Below are 17,445 nucleotides of genomic sequence, written 5' to 3'. Positions count from 1 at the left end.
CGATGCGCCAGATCTTCAGCAGCCAGCGCGTGGAAACCGTCGAAGGCGTGGCCGAGCTCCTGCGCGGGCACGGCATCGACGTCAAGGTGACCAATGGGCGCTCGTACAAGACCCGTCGCCGCGGCCAGTTCAGCTATACCGACCTGGGCAACGCCAACGCCTACCCGGCGGTGTGGATCGTGCGCGCCGACGACCAGCCGCGCGCGCGCGAAATCCTGCGTGAGGCGCGCCTGCTCGACACCACCCGCCGCGACCATCCGACCGCCGAATTCGCCTTCCGCGACGCACCGGAACAGGGCAGCGGTGGTCGCAGCTGGGCCTGGCGCATCCGCATCGCCCTGCTGGTGGTGATCGCCGGCGTGGCACTGGTGATCGGCCTGCGCCATCGCGGCGCCCCGGCTCCGGCAGCTCCGGACCCCGCCCCGCAGCCCCAGCCGCAGCAGACGCAACCGGCCCCGCAGGCCGCACCGGAAGAGGAAGAAGTCCGGGTCCGCATCCAGCCCTCGAAATAATTCGCGGGTGAAAAAGGGGACGGAGGGAATTAAGTCGTTTGTGCCACAAACGACTTAATTCCCTCCGTCCCCTTTTTTCGGTCACAAACGGCGCGCGGCTCCGTCATGGGACACAATCCCAGCAGGAGAGCCGCCGCCATGACGACGTTCGCCGCATCGATCGACCAGACCCTGGAACGCGAACTGCCCGCCGCCGCCAGCGGTTGCCAGCATGCCTACGGCCGCATCGTGCTGGCCTGCAAGAACACGGTCACCGCCATCGCCCTGGCCATCACCCGCGACCGCCAGGCCAGCGAGGACATCGCCCAGGAGGCCTTCGTGAAGGGCTGGCAGCAGCTGCACCAGCTGCGCAGCTCGACCAGCTTCCTGCCCTGGCTGCGGCAGATCACCCGCAACCTGGCCCGCGACTGGCTGCGTGCACAACGTGGCCGGCCGCTGACCGGCGAAGCGGCCGAAGTGGCGATGGGCATGGCGGCCGACCCGGCCCCGGGCGCGGCCGACCGCCTGCAACGGGTGGAAGAAGAGATCGCCGCCGAGGACATCATTTCCGCACTCCCCGCCGACAGCCGCGAAGTGCTGTTGCTGTACTACCGCGAAGGCCAACGCTCGCAGCAGGTGGCCGACCTGCTCGGGCTCAGTGACGCCGCCGTGCGCAAGCGCCTGTCGCGTGCCCGCGCCCTGGTGCGCGACGGCCTGCTGCAGCGCTTCGGCGAATTCGCGCGCAGCAGCGCGCCGAGCGCCGCATTCGCCACCGCTGTGGTGTCGATGGTGCTGGTGGCCGCGCCCGGCACCGCCAGTGCCGCGATCCTGCTCGGCACCGGCGTCGGCATCGGCGGCAGCAAGCTTGGCCTCGGCGGTGCCAGCGCTGCCGGAGGCACTGCGATGGGCTCGCTGACTGCCACGCTGGGCCAGCTGCACGTGCTGCCGGCCGAAAGCTGGGGGGCGGTGATCGGTGGCGTGGTCGGTGGTGCGATCGGCAGCTATCTGGGCGGACGCTTCCTGATGTCGTACACCGAAACGGCGTCCGAGCGCGCCGATGTTCGCCGGTTCCTCTACCTCAACATCCTCACCGGCATGTTCTGGTGCCTGGCGATCCTGCTGGCTGTGATGCTGCAGGCGCCGGTCTGGGCACAGCTGGCGGTGCTGGCGGTCGGCCTGGGCGTGGTCAACTACCAGTGTCTGGTGCCGCTGCAGCGGGTAATGGCGCCGATGATCGCGCGTGATTCGGCGCGGCGCGGCCGCAGCGGGACCAACTGGAAATACGAGTCCATGTATGGCCGCACCGGCATCATCGCCATGAACCTGATGGTCATCGCGCTGGTGGTGTACTCACTGATGCGCAGCGGCCGCCTGTAACGGACAACGCCGGCAGTGCGCCGGCGTTGTCATCAATCACTGCATTGAAACTCAGCGCTGCGGCTTCGGCGCGGCGCCATCGCGCGGACCGCCGTGGCGCGGGCCACCGTGCATCGGGCCCTTGGCCGCATCGAACTCGGCCTTGCTCAGCTGGCCATCCTTGTTGGTGTCGGCGGCAGCGAACCAGGCGTCACGGCGCTGCTTCATGCGCAGCTCGCGGTCGGCCTTGTCCAGGTAGCCGTCCTTGTTGAGATCGAGCGGGTCGAAGCGTGCGGCCAGGCGCGGGTCGGCCTTGGCTTCCTCGCGGCTGATGCGGCCATCCTTGTTGACGTCCAGCTTGGCCCAGCGCTCACCGCCGTGGCCACGGCGGCCATGCTGCCAGCGCGGCAGCTCATCGCGCGAGAGCTTGCCATCCTTGTTCTTGTCCAGCTCGTCGAACTTCGCGGCCAGGCGCGGGTTGGCAGCGGCCTCGCTGCGGTCGATCACGCCGTCGCCGTTGGTGTCCAGCTTGGCCGGGCGCTGCGCCGGCGTGGTCGGGGTGTCGGCCGCCAGCGCGATACCGGAAGCAGAGGTGCCGAGCAGCAGGGCCAGCAGCAGGGGGGTACGGATCATGAGGTCACTCCTGGGGATGGGAACAGCGTCGGGGTGATCACTTCACCCTCGGGGAACAACAACGCCCGGGCGCGACATCGGTTGACGCCACTGCCGGTTCCATTCATCCGGCGGACAGTCGCCGCCACTGCGACAGGCTGGGGCTATGCTGTGCCCATGGCGATACATGGCGACAGAGACGACGAACTGCGACTTTTCCAGACCGGCGAGCACCCCTGCGGGTACTGGTCGGACCGGGTGGCGCGCGACCTGGTGCTGGACCCGCACGATCGCCGCCTTGGCGGCCTGTACCCGCTGGCACTGAGCTGGGGCTTCCGCCGCAGCGGCGACCTGGTCTACCGGCCGCATTGCGCGCACTGCCAGGCCTGCGTGGCGGTGCGCATCCCGGTGGCGCGCTTCGCCCCGGACCGCAGCCAGCGCCGTTGTGCCGCCCGCAATGACGACCTGGAGGTGCGGATCACCGCCGCCACCGCCCGCGACGACCTGTTCGCGCTGTACCACCGCTATCTCACCCACCGCCACGCCAATGGCGGCATGGACGACCACGGCCCGCACGAGTTCGAGCAGTTCCTGATCGGCAGCTGGTCGCATACCCGTTTCATGGAGATGCGCCTGCCCGGCCACGACGGCCAGCCCAGCCAGCTGCTGGGGGTGGCGGTGACCGACGTCACCGAGCATGGCCTGTCGGCGGTCTACACCTTCTTCGACCCGGACCACGCCGCACGCGGGCTGGGCACCTTCGCGATCCTGCAGCAGATCGAATGGGCCCGCCGCGAGGGCCTGCCGCACGTGTATCTGGGCTACTGGATCCGCGGCCACCAGAAGATGGACTACAAGCGCCGCTTCCATCCGCTGGAGGCCTACGATGGCCGCCGCTGGCACGATTTCGACAAGGATCTGGACGGGCGCTGACAAACCGCTGACACCGGGCCGGGTGCACAATACGGCCCATGAACGCCAAACCCCTGATCCTCGCCCTGGCCCTGCTCTGCGGCGCCACCGCCCCCGCCTTCGCCACGTCCCCTGCGATGACCGAAAAGCCGTCCGGCGCGCTGCGCCTGGCCACCTACAACACCTCGCTGTACTCCGATGACGCCGGTGGCCTGATCAAGGAACTGGAAGGCGACAGCGAGCACGCACGCAAGATCGCCGCGGTGCTGCAGCAGGTGCGCCCGGACCTGGTGCTGCTGAATGAATTCGACTTCGACGATGCGCATCGCGCCGCCGACCTGTTCCAGAAGCGCTACCTGGACGTCGCCCAGCCCGGTGGCGGCAAGCCGCTGCACTTCGCCTACCGCTACCTGGCGCCGGTCAATACCGGCGTGCCCAGCGGCCTGGACCTGGACAACAACGGCATGGTCGGCGGCGAAGGCCGCAGCCGCGGCAACGACGCCTGGGGCTACGGCCTGCACCCGGGCCAGTACGGCATGCTGGTGCTGTCGCGCTACCCGATCGATGAAGCCAAGGTGCGCAGCTTCCAGCTGCTGAAGTGGAGCGCGATGCCGGGGGCGATCCGTCCGGTCGACCCGCGCACCGGCAAGAGCTTCTACAACGACCACGTGTGGTCGCAGCTGCGGCTGTCGTCGAAGTCGCATTGGGACGTGCCGGTGAAGACCCCGGCCGGTGTGGTGCACGCGCTGGTCTCGCACCCGACCCCGCCGGTGTTCGACGGCCCGGAAAAGCGCAACGCGGCGCGCAACCACGACGAACTGCGCCTGTGGCAGGAATACCTGTCCAAGGGTGACAAGCCGTGGCTGTGCGACGACAAGGGCCAGTGCGGCGGCCTGGCGCAGGACGCGCGCTTCGTGATCCTCGGCGACCTCAACAACGACCCGGTCGACGGCGATGGCCGCCATGAGGCGATCGTCGAACTGATCGAGAACGCCCGCGTGCTGCGCTACCCCACCCCACGCAGCGTCGGTGGCGAGCAGACCAGCCTGGCCTATGCGGCCAAGGGCATCGAGCGCAAGGGCGCACCGTTCCACGCCACCGGCGATTTCGGCCCGAAGTCCGGCACCATGCGCCTGGACTACGTGGTGCCCTCGACCGGTTTCGAATACGTGGGCAGCGGCATCTTCTGGCCGGCCAATGAAAGCCCGGAAGCGAAGATCGCCGACGGCAGCGACCACCACCTGGTGTGGGTGGATGTGAAGCCGTAGCCCCACACAAAAAGGGGACGGAGGGGATTAAGTCGTTTGTGGAAAAGCGACTTAATCCCCTCCGTCCCCTTTTTGCTTTACGGGCGCAGTTCGACGCCGATGGCGTCGGCGGCGTCACGTGCGATCGAACGCGCTTCGTCGATGGTTTCCGCGCGCGCCAGGGTCACGCCGACGCGGCGGTGGCCATGCACGCTCGGCTTGCCGAACAGGCGCACGGCGGTGTCCGGCACCTGCAGGGCGGCGGCGACGCTATTGAAGTACGGCACGCCCTCACCGTGTGCCAGCAGCGCACACGAGGCAGACGGCCCGCTCTGGCGGATCACCGGGATCGGCAGGCCGAGGATGGCGCGCGCGTGCAGCGCGAACTCGCTCAGTTCCTGCGAGACCAGCGTCACCAGGCCGGTGTCGTGCGGGCGCGGTGACACTTCGCTGAACCACACCTCGTCGCCCTTCACGAACAGCTCGACGCCAAACAGGCCCCAGCCACCGAGGTCATCGGTGATCGCGCGCGAGATCTCTTCGGCACGCGCAAGTGCCGCGCTCGACATCGGCTGCGGCTGCCAGCTTTCGCGGTAATCGCCGTCCTTCTGCAGATGGCCGATCGGCGCGCAGAACGAGGTGCCACCGGCATGGCGCACGGTGAGCAGGGTGATCTCGTAATCGAAATCAATGAAGCCTTCGACGATGCAGCGACCGGCTCCGGCGCGGCCACCGGTCTGCGCGTACTCCCAGGCCGGGGCGATGTCCGCCTCGCTGCGCAGCGTGCTCTGGCCCTTGCCCGAGGACGACATCACCGGCTTGACCACGCACGGCAGGCCGATGGCGGCCACGGCGGCGCGGTACTCGGCTTCGGTATCGACGAAGCGATACGGCGAGGTCGGCAGGCCGAGGGTTTCGGCGGCCAGGCGGCGGATGCCCTCGCGGTCCATGGTCAGGCGGGCGGCGCGCGCGGTCGGGATCACCCGCAGGCCCTGCTCCTGCTCCAGCTGGACCAGGGTCTCGGTATGGATGGCCTCGATCTCCGGCACCACCAGGTGCGGCTGCTCCTGGGCGATCAGGGCACGCAGGGCCATCGCATCGAGCATGTCGATCACGTGCGAGCGGTGCGCGACCTGCATGGCCGGGGCATCGGCATAGCGGTCGGCGGCGATCACTTCCACGCCCAGCCGCTGCAGCTCGATGGCCACCTCCTTGCCGAGTTCGCCCGAGCCCAGCAGCAGCACGCGGGTGGCGGAGGGGGACAACGGAGTTCCAAGCTTGGCCATGGCGGTTCCAGCAGCGATCTGAAGGCGGGTGGGCATTCTAGCTGGCCGGGCACCCCGGCCATGGCATCCGACGAACGGTAGTGGACAAGTGATATCACTTTGATATCTTCTCTCCGAACCCTCAAGGACGTACCGCCATGAAAGAGAAGTCACTGTCTTCCCTCAACGGCCTCGGCACGCTGGCCGGCGCCCTGCTCGTCGCCCTCGCCGGCGCAGCCCTGTTCGTACTGGGCGTGGCAGCCAAGGCCAGCACCGGCTCGCCCAACCTGCTGCTGATGCTGCTGGGCGCCCTGCTGGTGGCGCTGGGCGTGTTCATCCTGGCCGGCCTGTACACCATCCAGCCCAACCAGGCGGCGGTACTGAGCCTGTTCGGCAAGTACGTGGGTACCGTGAAGGACAACGGCCTGCGCTGGAACAACCCCTTCTTTGCCAAGCGCCGGGTCAGCCAGCGCGTGCGCAACTTCGAGAGCGGCAAGCTGAAGGTCAACGAGCTGGACGGCAGCCCGATCGAGATCGCCGCGGTGATCGTCTGGCAGGTGGTCGATGCCTCCGAAGCGGTCTACAACGTGGACGACTACGAGAGCTTCGTGCACATCCAGTCCGAATCGGCGTTGCGCGCGATGGCCACCAGCTATCCGTACGACCAGCATGAGGATGGCCAGCTGGCCCTGCGCAGCCATGCCAGCGAGATCTCCCAGCACCTGAAGAACGAACTGGCCGAGCGCCTGGCCGATGCCGGCGTGCAGGTGATCGACGCGCGCATCAGCCACCTCGCCTACGCCGCCGAAATCGCCCAGGCGATGCTGCAGCGTCAGCAGGCCAACGCGGTGATCGCCGCACGCACGCGCATCGTGGCCGGTGCGGTCGGCATGGTCGAAATGGCCCTGGCCGAACTGCAGAAGAACGGCGTGGTGCAGCTGGACGAGGAACGCAAGGCGCACATGGTCAGCAACCTGTTGACCGTGCTGTGCTCGGACCGCGGCACCCAGCCGATCGTCAACGCCGGTTCGCTGTACTGAACCACCCTCGCAACGGGGCGCCCCACCGCCCCGCCAGGAGCTTGCATGAGTGAGAAGAAAGCCTACCCGCTGCGCATCAACGCCGACGTCCTGGCCGCCGCGCAGCGCTGGGCTGACGACGAGCTGCGCAGCCTCAACGCACAGATCGAATACGTGCTGCGCGACGCCCTGCGCAAGGCAGGACGCCTGCCGAAACCCACGCCATCTTCGGAGGACAAGGAATGAGCAAGCGCTGGAGCTACCAGACCATCGAGGTCAAGACGTCCATGATGGGCCTGCTCAAGGCCGAGGACATCCAGAGCGAACTGAGCCGCCAGGGCCAGCTGGGCTGGGAGCTGGTCAACATCATCATCCCCGCACCGATGCGCCCGGCGATGCTGGTATTCAAGAAGGAGGCCTGAGCCATGGGCGCCAGCGATCCGAAACAGTACGAGGTGGCCGAGAGCTCGCCGTTGCGCGTGCTGTGGATCGTGCTGCCCCTGCTCGCCGCGTTCGTGGCCTGCCTGTATGCGCAGTTGTACAAGGCACCGGCGACGGCGCCCTGGATCGAAGTAACGCTGTCGCCGCCCTGGTTCCGGATGGGCGGCAGCGCCGCCTGGAGCCTGCTGGTGATTGCAGCGCTCGGCATCGGGCTGGGCGCGGCCTTCTTCCGCCGCCGGGTGGAGTTGGCCGACGACGTACTGGATGTGCGCTCGACGATGTACCGCCGCCGCGTTCCGGTGGCACAGCTGCGGCTGGACCAGACCGAGGTGGTCGACCTGCAGCGTGACCCCCGCTATGGCATCCGCTTCAAGACCAACGGCTATGCGATGCCGGGTTTCTATTCCGGCCACTTCCGCCTGCAGGGCGGCGGCAAGGGGTTTGCGCTGGTCACCGACCGAACGCGCGTTCTCGCCTTGCCGGTCAGCGATGGCAGCACGCTGCTGCTCAGCCTGGACCGGCCGCAGGTGCTGCTGGACGCACTGCGCAAGGTGGCCGCGCCGGCGCCACGGCAGTAAGCTGCGGCGATGCAACGACGCCCGCCCCTGCTGATCAATACCGAGGCCATCGAGCTGTGGCCGGCCCACCTGCTGCGTGCACGCAGCAACCTGGATGCACGCCTGCTGTCGCAGGCGCGTTGGGTACTGCGACGCAAGCGCGATGGCCGCTATCTGGCGGCCGTACTGCCGCACGGCGTGCATTCGATGGTGCCGCGCCTGCCGCGCGAGCCCGGGGTCGAGGACGCACTGGCGCTGCTCGACGCCACCGCTGCCCGCCCCTTCGGCGCTGCGCTGGAAGAACACTGGCTTCCGTTGGCCGGGCTGCAGCAGCGGCTACAGCAGCTTGGCCTGGATGTGCAGCGCTATGCCGATGACAGCGGCCTGCCCCTGGAACCGGAACCGTGCCTGCTGCACTTCGCTGGCCGCGACCGCTTCGCCCGCCCGCTATGGCTGCGCCGTGGTGCTGCACAGGGCTGGCGACGGATGCGCCTGCACGCCGCGCGGGATGGCATCGCACTGGATGCAATCTCCGGTTTCCGCAGCCATGCCTACCAGTTGGGCATCTTCGAACGGAAGCTTGCACGCGGGCTGAGCGTGACGGAGATCCTGAAGGTCAATGCCGCGCCGGGTTTCAGCGAACACCACAGCGGCCATGCACTGGACATCGGCACACCGGGCGATGCCCCGGCCGAAGAATCGTTCGAAGCCACAGACGCCTTCGCGTGGCTGCAGACCCATGCCAGCACGCACGGCTTCCATCTGAGCTACCCACGCGACAACCCGCACGGCATCGTCTACGAACCCTGGCACTGGTGCTGGAGACCGGCCAACGGCTGAGCCCCTCGTGGCGGCTGCACGGCGAAATTCATGGAGCTGTCCGGGCGGGTAGGCTGGGCAGGGGACGCCGTGAATCCGCCCCTGGAGGCTTAGCCGCGCCATCCATGGCGCGGATACCCCAGCCCAGCCCACCCGCCCGGCCTCTGACAGTTTCCGTGTGCGTCCGCCACGGAATGGAACAAGAGAGCAAAGACAAAAGCGGGTCGCTTCGCTCGAAGCCTCTATAACGGGTCAGCGCGCGGCTGTTGGGTCCGCCTTCAAGCGAGCCGAGCACCGCAGGTCCGGCGAGGGTGAAGAGGTGCTTGCGATTCTGTAGAGCCGAGCCATGCTCGGCTGCTCTCCGCACCGTCCCTCGACGGGCCGAGGAGCACAGGGTACCGATGCGCAGCATCGGCTCGCGGCCGGCGGCGCGTTTCTTTTGGTTACTTTTCTTTTCGCGCGAAAAGAAAAGTAACGCCCATGAACCATCACTATCGCATCGGTATGGATCGGAGCGACAGCCCTGCGACCCTCACCGCCTCAGCGCATTGATCGCCAGCAGCACCCAGCCGGCCATCATGCTGGTGCCACCGATCGGTGCCATCCGCGTCGGCCACTGCCACAGCGCCCCGCCCACCAGGCTGCCGGAAAACAGCAGCACGCCCAGCAGCAGCACGTACAGCGCCAGGTGCGCGATCGCCCCGTGCGCGCGCGGACCAAGCGCCACCAGTACCGCACCATGCGCGAACGCATACAGCGCCGCCATGTTCAGATGCTGCTGCGCCAGCGGATCGGCCACGCCGTGCGATGCATAGGCAGACAGGCCGATCGAGGCAGCGGCCAGCAGCGCACCCAGGCAGGCCAACAGGGACGGCTTACGCGCACGACGTTCGAGATTGAACATGAGGGCTCCTTGCGCAGCGCCCCTTGCCGGGCGCCAGATCAAAAAAACGCGCCGCAATGAGCGGCGCGTTTTCGTGTCCAACACTACATGGGTCAGCCGAGGCTTACTTGACGGCCCAGTAGATGTCGTAGGTCGCTTCCGGGGTGAACGACTTGTCGATGCCGTCCTTCCAGGTTTCGTACGGGCGGTCGATGACTTCGTTGCCCGAAGTCACGGCCCAGGCACGCAGGCCGTTGCGGGCCACGTCCAGACCCGCCATGTGGCCGGTGTAGGCCGCATGCGCCGAACGGTGCGGAGCAACGTGCACGTACTTGACCGGAGCGCCGCCGTCGATCTTGACGGTCAGCTCGTCGGCAGCAGCGCCTTCAGCACCCTTCTTCTTCACCGGCTGGGCGATGTCGAAGGCGTACTTCTCCTGGCCGAAGTCGGTGGTGATGATGCGGAACGGACCGGCGGCTTCAAGGCCATTGGCCTCCATCACGCGCTTGATCCACTCCTGGTTGTCCTTGATGGACTTGGTGATGGTGTCCTGGCCGCGGTCCACGTTGCCGGCGTTGACGACCAGCAGGTTCTCGGCCGGCACTTCAACAATGGCCAGGTCGGTCAGCGGGGCTTCCGGCGTGCGGTAGTCGACGTTCGGAACGCTGGCGAGCATGTTGGCCATGCGCGACAGACCCATCTTGATGTCGTCGCCGATCTGGCGGCTGACATACAGGCCTGCGTAACGGCCGAATAGGTCGAAGCCGTACTTCACCGAGTAGTCCTGGGTGATCTTGACGTTGCGACCGCCCTTGCCGGTCGGCTCCAGGCTGAAGGTGGTGACCTTGTCGTGACCCTTGGTGGCGTCTTCGATGGCGATCACAACACGCTTGTTCTCTTCGGCTTCGGTGATCTTCCAGGAACCGGTGCCCAGGTCCTTGGAGGTGAAGTCGAGGGTGGCACCGGTACCGGAGGCCGGGCCGGACAGCTTCAGTTCAACGGCGGGATCGCGCAGTACCAGCGGGTTCCAGTCCTTGAAGCGGCGCAGGCTGCTGACCGTGTCGTACACGATCGTCATCTTGCGGTTGGTCTCGATGCTTTCGGTGATGTGACGCTCGCCCGGCAGACATACGCCAATGATGACGAACAGGCCAGCCACGATCCCCAAGGCGATCAGGAACTCGATAATACGGGTCATTCAGAGAGTCTCCGGGGCCGATCCCACGGCCGGGTTGATTGAAGCGAAGCGCCAATCCTAGCAGGCTTCGCGGGCATTGTTTATCGGGATTGGCGCACCGGTTTCCCTGCCGGCTGCGTATTTGTATGGACAAAGAATTCGAAGGGTAACGCATACCGCTACCCGGCAAGTAGGGGGCAACCTTGGCGGAAACCCCCGACCACCATCCAAGTCGTTGTACTTGAACGATTTTCCTCAGACCAGCTGGAGTTCGAACGCCTTCAGTACGGCACGCGTACGGTCGCGCACGCCCAGCTTGGAAAGGATGTTGGACACGTGGTTCTTGATGGTGCCTTCGGCCACGCCCAGCGAATTGGCGATCTCCTTGTTGGAGAAGCCGCTGGCCATCAGCCGCAGGATCTCGGTCTCGCGGTCGGTCAGCGGGTCCGGGCGGTCCAGGCTGACGAACTCGTTGCGCATGTGCTCCAGGCCGGACAGCAGGCGCTGGGTCACCGCCGGCTGCACCAGCGAACCGCCGTCGGCCACGGTGCGGATGGCACCGACCAGCTGCGCCAGGGTGACATCCTTGAGCAGGTAGCCCTTGGCACCGGCCTTGAGCCCGGCCAGCACCAGCTGGTCATCGTCGAAAGTGGTGAGGATGATGGTCGGCGGCAGCTGCTCCTGCCGCGACAGCACCTGCAGTGCCTCCAGACCGGACATCACCGGCATGCGCATGTCCATCAGCACCACGTCGGGGCGCACCTGCGGTATCAGCTCGACCGCCTGCCGGCCGTCGCCGGCCTCGGCCACCACCTCGATGCCGTCGTCGAGCGCCAGCAGGGAGCGGATTCCCTGCCGCACCAGGGTTTGGTCGTCGACCAGGCAGACGCGAATCATCAACGCACTCCTTCAGGAACCTTGGTAAGGGCCGCCACCAGCACCGTTGCCGGCACCGTCGCCCGCAGCCGGAAGCCTTCGCCGGGACGGGTTTCGATCTGCAGCTGGCCACCACATTGTTGCAAGCGCTCGCGCATGCCGCGCAAGCCATTGCCCACATTGACCATATCCGCGCCGACGCCGTCGTCGCGGGCCTCCACCACCACCCGGTCGGGGGCTTCACGGTACACCCTGATCCACAGGTGGCGGGCACCGGCGTGGCGCACCGCGTTGGTGATGATCTCCTGGGTACAGCGCAGCAGCACGTGGGCCCGCTGCGGGTCCTCCACGTTCAGCGGATCCTCGATCTCCAGCTGGATGTCCAGCGAGGGCACGTTCTCGGTCAGCGGGCGCAGCGCCGCGGCCAGATCGATGGCACCGGTCTCGCGCAGCTGGCTGACCACCTCGCGCACGTTGCCCAGCAGCAGCTTGGCCAACGCGTGCGAGCGCTTCACGTGATCCAGCGCCTGGCCCTCGGCCAGGTGGCCGGCGACCTCCAGGTTCAGGGTCAGCGCGGTCAGCTGGTGGCCCAGCAGATCATGCAGCTCGCGCGAAATGCGGGTGCGCTCGTTGACCCGCGCGCTCTCGGCCAGCAGGGCACGGGTGGCCCGTAGTTCCGAATTGAGCCGGCGCTGCTCGTCGCGGGCCTCGGTCTGCTGCCGCGCGACCAGGCTGGTCACGAAGATGAACATGGAAAAGCCGCCGTACAGCAGCGACTGCATCACCGCTTCGAACAGCGGGAAGCGCAGCAGCATGTAGTAGACCGGCGCCACCGCCAGCTGGCTGACCAGCAGCCACAGCACCCCCAGCCGTACCGACAGCATCCACGGGATGACCCCGGCCGCCACCATCATCAGGATGCTGCCCAGGCCCGAGCCGCTGAGGAAGCTGACCCCCAGCGCCGAGACCGTCAGCAACAGCAGCAGGCCGCGGTCCAGCCAGCTGGTGTGGCTGTCGCTGCGCAGGATGCGGGTCAGCCAGTAGTAGGCGGTGCCGAAGGACAGGTAGGCGACGAACAGCAGGATCGCCCAGCCGCCCATGTCACCGCGGCTGTGCAGGTTCTCGAACTGCGAGTACGCCAGGGGCAGGCCGACCATGACCCAGGTGAACAGGCCGGCCAGGCGGAGGACGCGGGTATGGCTGAGGACTCCCAACATGCCAGCACTCTACGGGCCGCGCCTGCGCACCGCACCCCACGGAAGTCATGCCTGCCCGGTCGCCTGTTCATGCCGCAGCCCACCCCGGGCATGCAATAATCGTGCGCAGGGTCCCTTGATGGACCAACCGCGTTACCCCACGGAGTCACAATGTCGATTGTCATCCGCGACGTGCGCGAGCACGAGCTCGATTCCGTCCTGGCTTTGAACAACAACGCTGGCCTGGCCATCCTTCCCCTGGATGCGGCCCGCCTGCGCCTGTTCTATGAAACCGCTGAGTATTTCCGCGTCGCCGAGCGCGACGGCAACCTGGCCGGCTTCCTGATCGGCTTCGGCAGCGACAGCCAGCACGACAGCAGCAATTTCGCCTGGTTCAAGCAGCAGCTGGACACCCCGTTCTTCTATATCGACCGCATCGTGGTCGCCAGCCGCCGTCGTGGCGGTGGCGTCGGCCGTGCGTTCTATGCCGACGCGCAGAGCTTCGCCGAGCTGCGCTACCCGCAGATGACCTGCGAAGTCTTCCTCGACCATGGCGCCGATGCCGCCCTGCTCTTCCATGGCAGCTTCGGCTTCCGCGAGCTGGGCCAGAACACCATGCCGCAGGTCGATGTGCGCGCCAGCATGCTGGCCAAGGAACTGTGCAGCTACCCGTGGGTCCAGGAGACCTACGGCGACAAGCTGCCGGATGTGGCATGGACACGCGCCCGGCAGCTGCCGGCGCAGGCACAGCGGCCGACGGGGACCTGAGCGTGGCGGTGAATTTCGATTACGAACAGGCCGGTGAACTGAAGATCGGCCAGGTGGGCATCGCCAACCTGCGCATCCGTACCCTTGATGTCGAGCGCCTCGTGCAGGAAATGCGCGAGCGCGTGACCCGCGCACCGAAGCTGTTCGGCCGCGCCGCGGTGATCCTCGACTTCGGCGGCCTGAGCCAGGTGCCGGACGTGGCCACCGCGCAGGCGCTGGTTGATGGCCTGCGCAGCGCGGGCGTGCTGCCGGTGGCACTGGCCTACGGCACCAGCGCGATCGACCTGCTCTCGCAGCAGCTTGGCCTGCCGCTGCTGGCCAAGTTCCGCGCGCAGTACGAGCGTGCCGAGGCCGAGCCGGCCCCGCCGCCGCCCGCACCGGAGCCGCGCCGCGCGGCCCGTGCCGAACCGAAGCCGGCCCCGGCAACGCCGGTGGCCAAGGTGGCCGACGCCGCCGCACCGCAGCCGGGCCGCATGCAGCTGGGCAACGTGCGTTCGGGCCAGCAGCTGTACGCGGAAAACTGCGACCTGACCGTGATGGCCACCGTCGGCGCCGGCGCCGAAGTCATCGCCGACGGCAGCATCCATATCTACGGCACCCTGCGCGGCCGCGCGCTGGCAGGGGCCCAGGGCAACACCGCGGCACGCATCTTCTGCCGTGATTTCCATGCGGAACTGGTGGCCATTGCCGGCCACTACAAGGTACTGGACGATGTTCCGGACAACCTGCGCGGCAAGGCCGTCCAGGTGTGGCTGGAACAGGACCAGATCAAGATCGCTGCGCTGGACTGACGCAGCACCAAACTCATGCAGAACCAGGAGAAGTCCTTTGGCTGAAATCATCGTAGTCACCTCCGGCAAGGGCGGCGTCGGCAAGACCACTTCCAGCGCGAGCCTGGCCTGCGGCCTGGCGCGGCGCGGCAAGAAGGTGGCGGTGATCGACTTCGACGTCGGCCTGCGCAACCTCGACCTGATCATGGGCTGCGAACGCCGCGTGGTGTACGACTTCGTCAACGTCGTGCACGGCGAAGCGACCCTCAAGCAGGCCCTGATCAAGGACAAGCGTTTCGACAACCTGTACGTGCTGGCTGCCTCGCAGACCCGCGACAAGGACGCGCTGACCCAGGAAGGCGTGGGCAAGGTCCTGAAGGACCTGGCTGCCGACGGCTTCGACTACATCATCTGCGACTCCCCGGCCGGCATCGAGAAGGGCGCCTTCCTGGCGATGTACTTCGCCGACCGCGCGGTGGTGGTGGTGAACCCGGAAGTGTCGTCGGTGCGCGACTCCGACCGCATCATCGGCCTGCTCGACTCGAAGACCCACAAGGCCGAATCGGGCCAGGACGTGCCGGCCTTCCTGCTGCTGACCCGCTACACCCCGCTGCGCGTGGAAAGCGGCGAGATGCTGAGCATCGCCGACGTCGAGGAAGTGCTCGGCCTGAAGGCGATCGGCGTGATTCCGGAATCGGGCGACGTGCTCAACGCCTCCAACAAGGGCGAGCCGGTCATCCTGGATGTCGAATCCGCTGCCGGCCAGGCCTATGAAGACGCCGTCGCGCGCATCCTTGGCGAAGAACGCCCGATGCGCTTCACCAACGTCGAGAAGAAGGGCTTCTTCAGCAAGCTGTTCGGAGGGTAAGCATGGGCCTGTTTGATTTCCTCAAAGCGAAGAAGACCACCGCCGAAACCGCCAAGAACCGCCTGCAGATCATCATCGCGCAGGAGCGCAGCCACCGCGGTGGCCCGGACTACCTGCCGCTGCTGCAGCGCGAGCTGCTGGAAGTGATCAAGAAGTACGTGAACATCGACGTCGATGCGGTGAAGGTCGACCTGGTGAAGGATGGCCAGCACGACGTGCTGGACATCTCCGTGGCGCTGCCTGAAGGCCCGGACAAACCCTGATCCCCCGCCCCGCCCGTGCCTGCATGGGCGGGGCTGCCTGACCCGCATGACCGATACGACAACCGCCGTGGACATCACCTGCGTGGGCGACATCGCCTTCGCCGATGCGCAGTGCCTGCTCGCCGCGCACGGCCTTCGGCTGCACCACGTAGCGGCCGGTGAACCGATTCCCGGCAGCTACTGGGGCGAACCCGAGGCGGGCATCATCGCCAGCAACGTGTACGTGCGCGATGACACCCCGGTGCACTCGATGCTGCACGAAGCCTGCCACCTGATCGTGCTGCCACCGGAGCGGCGTGCGCAGGTGCATACCGATGCCACCGACTCGGTGGCCGAGGAAGACGCGACCTGCTACCTGCAGATCGTGCTGGCCGGGCAGCTGCCCGGTGTCGGCAGCCAGCGGCTGATGGCCGACATGGATGCCTGGGGGTATACGTATCGGCTGGGATCTACGAAGGCGTGGTTCGAGCAGGACGCCGAAGACGCGAAAGCGTGGCTGATCGAACGCGGCTTGCCGGTGGCGTAACGCATCGTGGACCGGGTCAGATCCCTTTTGCGGCGCAAAAGGGATCTGACCCCAACACCCATCAGCCCTGCCCGGCCAGCGCGCGCAGGGTAATGCCGACGATGTAGGCCAGGTAGGTGCCGGTGGCATAGCCCATCGTGCCCAGCAGCACGCCCACCGGCGCCAGGGCCGGATGGAACGCGGCCGCCACCACCGGCGCTGAGGCCGGGCCACCGATGTTCGACTGCGAACCGATGGCGAAATAGAAGAACGGCACCTTCAGCAGCTTGCCCAGGCACCACAGCAGCACGATGTGCACGGCAATCCAGATCAGGCCGAGCAGGAACAGCCACGGGCGGTCCAGCAGCGCCAGCAGATCCATCTGCATGCCGATGCAGGCGATCAGGAAGTACAGCAGCAGCGAGCCCAGCCGCGACGCGCCTGCGCCTTCCAGATTGCGTGCGCGGGTGAAGCTCAGGCTCAGGCCCAGCGTGGTCGACAGCACCACCACCCACACGAACGGCGCGTCCAGGCTGAACTGCGGGGCCCAGCTGACGTTGGCCTTGAACCAGGCCGCCAGCGGCGCACCGATCGCGTGCGACAGGCCGACACCACCGAAAGCCACCGCCACGATCAGCATCAGGTCGGTCAGGCTGGGAATGCGTTCGTGCTCGGCCTGGAAGCGCGCGATGCGCTCCTTCAGCTCATCGATGGCCGACGTGTCAGCACCGCTGCGCGCGTCGATCTTCGCTGCACGCCCGGCCAGGAAGATCAGCGCAGCCATCCACACGTAACCGACACCCACGTCGACCACGGCGAACTGGCCGAAGGTGGTCGCATTGACGTCGAACACTTCGCGCATCGCCAGCATGTTGGCGCCACCACCGATCCAGCTGCCGGCCAGTGCCGCCATGCCGGCCCAGGTATCACCGGCCACGGTGTCGGGATGGATCGCGCGCATCACCAGGAACGCCACCACCGCACCGAGCATGATGCTGGCCGAGGCGCCCAGGTACATCAGCACCAGCTTCGGGCCGAGCCGCAGGATGCCCTTGATGTCCACTGCCAGGGTCAGCAGGATCAGCGCCGCCGGCAACAGGATGTCGCGCGCGATCGGGTTGTAGAGCCTGGTGTTCTGGCCGTCGATCAGGCCGACGGTGTTGTAGATGCCGGGAATCAGGTAGCACAGCAGCAGTGCCGGCACGAAGGTGTAGAAGCGCTTCCACAGGCCCTGCTCGCGCGAGGCGGTCCAGAACACGGCGCCGAGCGTGGCGGCGATCAAACCGAAGACGACGATGTCGTTCTGGATCAGGGCGGTCGAGGGCATGCAGGCGCTCTGGGTGCGGGGTCGGATCCCTTTCGCCACGCGAAAGGGCTCTGACCCCGGGGGCGGTCAATGACGGGGTCGGAGCCCTTCCGC

21 protein-coding genes are annotated in these 17,445 nt (G+C 67.1%); 14 read left to right on the top strand and 7 right to left on the bottom strand.

The window, feature by feature from the left end; translation table 11 throughout:
• Positions 1–2: 2 nt before the first annotated feature.
• Positions 3–512 carry a pathogenicity-like protein gene (locus tag ACZK1G_RS05905; RefSeq protein WP_101765113.1) on the top strand — a complete coding sequence of 170 codons (510 nt, stop codon included), beginning with the start codon at positions 3–5 and terminating at the stop codon, positions 510–512.
• Between the two features lie 138 nt (positions 513–650).
• Positions 651–1,868, top strand: coding sequence for an RNA polymerase sigma factor (locus tag ACZK1G_RS05900; protein WP_101765112.1), 1,218 nt, complete (start codon positions 651–653; stop codon positions 1,866–1,868).
• Positions 1,869–1,919: 51 nt separating this feature from the next.
• On the opposite strand, the gene ACZK1G_RS05895 is transcribed toward ACZK1G_RS05900, so the two are convergent.
• Positions 1,920–2,480, bottom strand: coding sequence for an EF-hand domain-containing protein (locus ACZK1G_RS05895; protein ID WP_101765111.1), 561 nt, complete (start codon positions 2,478–2,480; stop codon positions 1,920–1,922).
• 156 nt (positions 2,481–2,636) lie between these two features.
• Between ACZK1G_RS05895 and ACZK1G_RS05890 the strand changes: the two genes are divergently transcribed.
• Positions 2,637–3,392, top strand: coding sequence for an arginyltransferase (locus ACZK1G_RS05890; RefSeq protein WP_014036368.1), 756 nt, complete (start codon positions 2,637–2,639; stop codon positions 3,390–3,392).
• 38 nt (positions 3,393–3,430) lie between these two features.
• Positions 3,431–4,639 carry an endonuclease/exonuclease/phosphatase family protein gene (locus ACZK1G_RS05885; protein ID WP_478448108.1) on the top strand — a complete coding sequence of 403 codons (1,209 nt, stop codon included), beginning with the start codon at positions 3,431–3,433 and terminating at the stop codon, positions 4,637–4,639.
• Between the two features lie 77 nt (positions 4,640–4,716).
• Here the strand turns inward: ACZK1G_RS05885 and purT are convergent, their stop codons facing one another.
• Positions 4,717–5,904: a formate-dependent phosphoribosylglycinamide formyltransferase gene (gene purT, locus ACZK1G_RS05880; protein WP_101765109.1), complete on the bottom strand. Its 1,188-nt coding sequence runs from the start codon at positions 5,902–5,904 to the stop codon at positions 4,717–4,719.
• 137 nt (positions 5,905–6,041) lie between these two features.
• Between purT and ACZK1G_RS05875 the strand changes: the two genes are divergently transcribed.
• The 5 genes from ACZK1G_RS05875 to ACZK1G_RS05855 are packed head-to-tail and all read left to right on the top strand — an operon-like array spanning position 6,042 to position 8,740.
• Positions 6,042–6,923, top strand: coding sequence for an SPFH domain-containing protein (locus tag ACZK1G_RS05875; RefSeq protein ID WP_049443739.1), 882 nt, complete (start codon positions 6,042–6,044; stop codon positions 6,921–6,923).
• Between the two features lie 45 nt (positions 6,924–6,968).
• Positions 6,969–7,148, top strand: a complete 180-nt coding sequence (locus ACZK1G_RS05870) for a type II toxin-antitoxin system antitoxin (protein WP_005415691.1) — start codon at positions 6,969–6,971, stop codon at positions 7,146–7,148.
• The gene (locus tag ACZK1G_RS05865) at positions 7,145–7,324 is read left to right on the top strand and encodes a DUF4177 domain-containing protein (protein ID WP_005415690.1); all 180 of its coding nucleotides are present in this window, start codon (positions 7,145–7,147) and stop codon (positions 7,322–7,324) included. Before ACZK1G_RS05870 ends, ACZK1G_RS05865 begins: the two co-directional genes overlap by 4 nt.
• Positions 7,325–7,327: 3 nt before the next feature.
• The gene (locus ACZK1G_RS05860) at positions 7,328–7,921 is read left to right on the top strand and encodes a PH domain-containing protein (RefSeq protein WP_049443740.1); all 594 of its coding nucleotides are present in this window, start codon (positions 7,328–7,330) and stop codon (positions 7,919–7,921) included.
• 9 nt (positions 7,922–7,930) lie between these two features.
• Positions 7,931–8,740 carry a M15 family metallopeptidase gene (locus tag ACZK1G_RS05855; RefSeq protein WP_101765108.1) on the top strand — a complete coding sequence of 270 codons (810 nt, stop codon included), beginning with the start codon at positions 7,931–7,933 and terminating at the stop codon, positions 8,738–8,740.
• A 511-nt stretch (positions 8,741–9,251) separates the two neighbouring features.
• On the opposite strand, the gene ACZK1G_RS05850 is transcribed toward ACZK1G_RS05855, so the two are convergent.
• The 4 genes from ACZK1G_RS05850 to ACZK1G_RS05835 all read right to left on the bottom strand — a co-directional run bounded on the left by ACZK1G_RS05850 (position 9,252) and on the right by ACZK1G_RS05835 (position 12,872).
• Complete coding sequence (locus ACZK1G_RS05850; protein ID WP_049443743.1) at positions 9,252–9,623, bottom strand: DUF423 domain-containing protein; 372 nt, start codon at positions 9,621–9,623, stop codon at positions 9,252–9,254.
• Between the two features lie 103 nt (positions 9,624–9,726).
• The gene (locus ACZK1G_RS05845; RefSeq protein WP_014036359.1) at positions 9,727–10,800 is read right to left on the bottom strand and encodes a polyketide cyclase; all 1,074 of its coding nucleotides are present in this window, start codon (positions 10,798–10,800) and stop codon (positions 9,727–9,729) included.
• Positions 10,801–11,034: 234 nt separating this feature from the next.
• A complete protein-coding gene (locus tag ACZK1G_RS05840) occupies positions 11,035–11,676 on the bottom strand; it encodes a response regulator (protein ID WP_006424175.1) in 642 nt (213 codons plus the stop codon).
• Positions 11,676–12,872: a sensor histidine kinase gene (locus ACZK1G_RS05835; RefSeq protein WP_014036358.1), complete on the bottom strand. Its 1,197-nt coding sequence runs from the start codon at positions 12,870–12,872 to the stop codon at positions 11,676–11,678. The genes ACZK1G_RS05840 and ACZK1G_RS05835 overlap by 1 nt, the downstream gene beginning before the upstream one ends.
• A gap of 150 nt (positions 12,873–13,022) precedes the next feature.
• Here ACZK1G_RS05835 and ACZK1G_RS05830 point away from each other — a divergent pair, with 150 nt between their 5' ends.
• Genes ACZK1G_RS05830 through ACZK1G_RS05810 form a run of 5 tightly spaced genes read left to right on the top strand, consistent with a single transcriptional unit; the run spans position 13,023 to position 16,046 of the window.
• Positions 13,023–13,619, top strand: coding sequence for a GNAT family N-acetyltransferase (locus tag ACZK1G_RS05830; protein ID WP_014036357.1), 597 nt, complete (start codon positions 13,023–13,025; stop codon positions 13,617–13,619).
• Complete coding sequence (gene minC, locus ACZK1G_RS05825) at positions 13,565–14,410, top strand: septum site-determining protein MinC (RefSeq protein WP_014036356.1); 846 nt, start codon at positions 13,565–13,567, stop codon at positions 14,408–14,410. The genes ACZK1G_RS05830 and minC overlap by 55 nt, the downstream gene beginning before the upstream one ends.
• A 37-nt stretch (positions 14,411–14,447) precedes the next feature.
• A complete protein-coding gene (gene minD / locus ACZK1G_RS05820; RefSeq protein WP_005415682.1) occupies positions 14,448–15,257 on the top strand; it encodes a septum site-determining protein MinD in 810 nt (269 codons plus the stop codon).
• A gap of 2 nt (positions 15,258–15,259) precedes the next feature.
• Positions 15,260–15,520: a cell division topological specificity factor MinE gene (gene minE / locus ACZK1G_RS05815; RefSeq protein ID WP_005408532.1), complete on the top strand. Its 261-nt coding sequence runs from the start codon at positions 15,260–15,262 to the stop codon at positions 15,518–15,520.
• Positions 15,521–15,566: 46 nt separating this feature from the next.
• Positions 15,567–16,046: a hypothetical protein gene (locus ACZK1G_RS05810; RefSeq protein WP_014646351.1), complete on the top strand. Its 480-nt coding sequence runs from the start codon at positions 15,567–15,569 to the stop codon at positions 16,044–16,046.
• Positions 16,047–16,107: 61 nt separating this feature from the next.
• Here the strand turns inward: ACZK1G_RS05810 and ACZK1G_RS05805 are convergent, their stop codons facing one another.
• The gene (locus tag ACZK1G_RS05805) at positions 16,108–17,352 is read right to left on the bottom strand and encodes a DUF819 family protein (RefSeq protein ID WP_049443746.1); all 1,245 of its coding nucleotides are present in this window, start codon (positions 17,350–17,352) and stop codon (positions 16,108–16,110) included.
• Positions 17,353–17,445: the final 93 nt, after the last annotated feature.

Source organism: Stenotrophomonas sp. 109824_Sma, from assembly GCF_056480025.1.
This window is presented reverse-complemented; position numbering and strand designations above follow the sequence as displayed.

Excerpts from the sequence above, each read along its gene's own strand:
- ACZK1G_RS05905 (WP_101765113.1), top strand. The coding sequence starts at position 3 with ATGCGCCAGATCTTCAGCAGCCAGCGCGTGGAAACCGTCGAAGGCGTG.
- ACZK1G_RS05900 (WP_101765112.1), top strand. The coding sequence starts at position 651 with ATGACGACGTTCGCCGCATCGATCGACCAGACCCTGGAACGCGAACTG.
- ACZK1G_RS05895 (WP_101765111.1), bottom strand. The coding sequence starts at position 2,480 with ATGATCCGTACCCCCCTGCTGCTGGCCCTGCTGCTCGGCACCTCTGCT.
- ACZK1G_RS05890 (WP_014036368.1), top strand. The coding sequence starts at position 2,637 with ATGGCGATACATGGCGACAGAGACGACGAACTGCGACTTTTCCAGACC.
- ACZK1G_RS05885 (WP_478448108.1), top strand. The coding sequence starts at position 3,431 with ATGAACGCCAAACCCCTGATCCTCGCCCTGGCCCTGCTCTGCGGCGCC.
- purT (WP_101765109.1), bottom strand. The coding sequence starts at position 5,904 with ATGGCCAAGCTTGGAACTCCGTTGTCCCCCTCCGCCACCCGCGTGCTG.
- ACZK1G_RS05875 (WP_049443739.1), top strand. The coding sequence starts at position 6,042 with ATGAAAGAGAAGTCACTGTCTTCCCTCAACGGCCTCGGCACGCTGGCC.
- ACZK1G_RS05870 (WP_005415691.1), top strand. The coding sequence starts at position 6,969 with ATGAGTGAGAAGAAAGCCTACCCGCTGCGCATCAACGCCGACGTCCTG.
- ACZK1G_RS05865 (WP_005415690.1), top strand. The coding sequence starts at position 7,145 with ATGAGCAAGCGCTGGAGCTACCAGACCATCGAGGTCAAGACGTCCATG.
- ACZK1G_RS05860 (WP_049443740.1), top strand. The coding sequence starts at position 7,328 with ATGGGCGCCAGCGATCCGAAACAGTACGAGGTGGCCGAGAGCTCGCCG.
- ACZK1G_RS05855 (WP_101765108.1), top strand. The coding sequence starts at position 7,931 with ATGCAACGACGCCCGCCCCTGCTGATCAATACCGAGGCCATCGAGCTG.
- ACZK1G_RS05850 (WP_049443743.1), bottom strand. The coding sequence starts at position 9,623 with ATGTTCAATCTCGAACGTCGTGCGCGTAAGCCGTCCCTGTTGGCCTGC.
- ACZK1G_RS05845 (WP_014036359.1), bottom strand. The coding sequence starts at position 10,800 with ATGACCCGTATTATCGAGTTCCTGATCGCCTTGGGGATCGTGGCTGGC.
- ACZK1G_RS05840 (WP_006424175.1), bottom strand. The coding sequence starts at position 11,676 with ATGATTCGCGTCTGCCTGGTCGACGACCAAACCCTGGTGCGGCAGGGA.
- ACZK1G_RS05835 (WP_014036358.1), bottom strand. The coding sequence starts at position 12,872 with ATGTTGGGAGTCCTCAGCCATACCCGCGTCCTCCGCCTGGCCGGCCTG.
- ACZK1G_RS05830 (WP_014036357.1), top strand. The coding sequence starts at position 13,023 with ATGTCGATTGTCATCCGCGACGTGCGCGAGCACGAGCTCGATTCCGTC.
- minC (WP_014036356.1), top strand. The coding sequence starts at position 13,565 with ATGGACACGCGCCCGGCAGCTGCCGGCGCAGGCACAGCGGCCGACGGG.
- minE (WP_005408532.1), top strand. The coding sequence starts at position 15,260 with ATGGGCCTGTTTGATTTCCTCAAAGCGAAGAAGACCACCGCCGAAACC.
- ACZK1G_RS05810 (WP_014646351.1), top strand. The coding sequence starts at position 15,567 with ATGACCGATACGACAACCGCCGTGGACATCACCTGCGTGGGCGACATC.
- ACZK1G_RS05805 (WP_049443746.1), bottom strand. The coding sequence starts at position 17,352 with ATGCCCTCGACCGCCCTGATCCAGAACGACATCGTCGTCTTCGGTTTG.